We start from the raw sequence: 312 nt of genomic DNA on the forward strand, positions 1-312 counted from the left end.
CATTTTCTTTTTAGTAATCCCTTGTTAAAAACAAGGCGCTGTGTGAGTTTTTTTTGTAAATTTAAGAGTAACTAAACAAACAAATACGTCATGAAAAAACAACTAAGCCTAATGTTGATAGTTCTTCTTGCAGTTGTAAACTGCAAAAACAACACTAAAGAAATCAATGTTGAAGAACAAAAGGAAACTAAGGAACTCACCCTAGAGGGAGTCTGGGAAATAGATAGTTATGTAAATTATGGTGGAGAAACTTATGACACCATCAGACCCTCCAGCAAGTTAAAACAAAGAAAAATGTTTTCTAAAAGCAAG

At 32.7% G+C, this 312-nt stretch carries 1 protein-coding gene; it reads left to right on the forward strand.

Annotation, left to right across the window (positions count from 1 at the left end):
• Window positions 1-90: 90 nt before the first annotated feature.
• Window positions 91-312, forward strand: a 222-nt coding sequence (locus tag H4O21_RS28870; RefSeq protein WP_220495918.1) for a hypothetical protein, incomplete at its 3' end; no start/stop codon positions are given.

The sequence above is a fragment of the Oceanospirillum sediminis genome (genome assembly GCF_014164585.1).
Lineage (GTDB): Bacteria > Pseudomonadota > Gammaproteobacteria > Pseudomonadales > Halomonadaceae > Oceanospirillum > Oceanospirillum sediminis.